Origin of the sequence: uncultured Leptotrichia sp. (genome assembly GCF_938036635.1) — a bacterium.
GTDB lineage: Bacteria > Fusobacteriota > Fusobacteriia > Fusobacteriales > Leptotrichiaceae > Leptotrichia > Leptotrichia hongkongensis.
In genome coordinates, this window is record NZ_CALHQO010000429.1 from 1 (window position 1) to 1,777 (window position 1,777).

At 30.7% G+C, this 1,777-nt stretch carries 2 pseudogenes; both read left to right on the forward strand.

The features are described from left to right. The first annotated feature begins 147 nt into the window (after positions 1-147). A pseudogene (gene hisA / locus Q0370_RS08575) lies at positions 148-870 on the forward strand (1-(5-phosphoribosyl)-5-[(5-phosphoribosylamino)methylideneamino]imidazole-4-carboxamide isomerase). Positions 871-939: 69 nt separating this feature from the next. Beyond that, positions 940-1,685, forward strand: a pseudogene (gene hisF, locus Q0370_RS08585) (imidazole glycerol phosphate synthase subunit HisF). The last annotated feature ends 92 nt before the right edge of the window (positions 1,686-1,777 follow it).

Consider the following 1,777-nt stretch of genomic DNA (forward strand, 5'->3'; position numbering starts at 1 on the left):
TCGAGTATGGTTGTTGGAGCAGATATTCCAAATATGATGATTTTTCCTTTGTATTTTGGAATGACCTAACTTTTTTGAAAAATTTTGCAGTACATAAAAAAATAGAGTTATAGAATAAAGTATATAATATTTGAAGGAGATTAAATTATGATAGAGATTTTTCCAGCGATAGACTTACATAACGGTCAGGCAGTGCGATTGAAACAAGGAGATTATAATCAAGTGGAAGTGTTTTTTAAAAATCCTGTTGAAGTTTTGGATTTTTTTAATAAAAATAATTCAAAAAATCTTCATATTGTAGATTTGGACGGAGCAAAAGACGGAAACACTAAAAATTATGAAGTTATAAAAGAACTGGTTGAAAAAAGTGATTTTTTTGTTCAAGTTGGCGGTGGAATCCGTGATGAAGAGAGAATAAAAAAATATATTGAATTGGGTGTAAATAGAGTTATTTTAGGAACGATTGCTGTTGAAAATGAAGAGTTTTTAATAGAAATGGTAAAAAAATATGGAGATAAAATTGCAGTTTCTGTGGATGCGAAAAATGAAAAAGTAGCTGTAAAGGGATGGACAGAAACCGTTGAATTAAATTCAGTTCAGTTGAGTTTTGCAAAAAGTTATCGGACATTGGAGTAAAAAACAATAATTTATACCGACATTTCAAAAGATGGAATGTTAAATGGTACAAATCTTGAAATTTATAAAAAGTTGTCCAAAATAGTAAAATCAAATATTATAGCTTCTGGTGGAATTACATTTTTAGATGAAATAAAAGAACTTAATGAAAATGGAGTTTATGGAGCTATTGTTGGAAAGGCGATTTATTCTGGAAATCTTGATTTAAAAGAAGTATTGGAAGTTAGCAAATAATATTTTAAAAATTGTTTAAATGAAATTGAAAATGTAAATATTGCATATTAAAAGAAAGTGGGTGCAAAAATGCTTGCAAAGAGAATAGTTCCCTGTTTGGACGTGAGAAACGGGAAAGTGGTAAAAGGTGTTAATTTTACCGAGATAAAAGAGGTTGAGAATCCCGTTGAGTTAGCAAAGTTTTATAATAAATCTGGTGCTGATGAACTTGTTTTTTATGATATTACAGCAACTGTTGAGGAAATACTGATATTTTAAAGGAAGTGGCAAGTCAAATATTTATTCCGCTTACTGTTGGCGGTGGGATAAATACACTAGATGATTTTGACAGAGTGCTAAAAGCGGGGGCAGATAAAGTAAGTGTCAATTCAGGTGCAATAAGAAATTCAAAACTAATTGAAGAAGCTGCAAAAAAATATGGAGATCAGTGTGTAGTTTTGTCTGTCGATGTAAAAAGAGTAGACGGCAAATTTAAAGTTTTTGCAAAAGGCGGTAGAGAAAATACTGGAATTGATGCAATTGAATGGTTTGTGCAGGGGCAGGAAAATGGAGCTGGAGAAGTTGTTGTGAACAGTATCGATACGGATGGCGTTAAAACTGGCTTTGATTTGGAATTATTATCAATTTTGGCTAAAAAATTGTCAATTCCAATAATTGCGTCAGGTGGAGCTGGAAATATGGAACATTTTAAGGAATTATTTAAAATACCAGGAATTGATGCAGGACTAACAGCTTCGATTTTTCATCTTAAAGAAGTGGAAATTATGGAGCTGAAAAGGTATTTGAGGGATAATGGAGTGGAAATGAGGATTTGATATAGTTGAATAAAAAAGGGTCTGTCTCATAAAGTAAATAAAATTACTAAATCATAAATTTTATATATTTTACTATATTTATAAAGTCAATA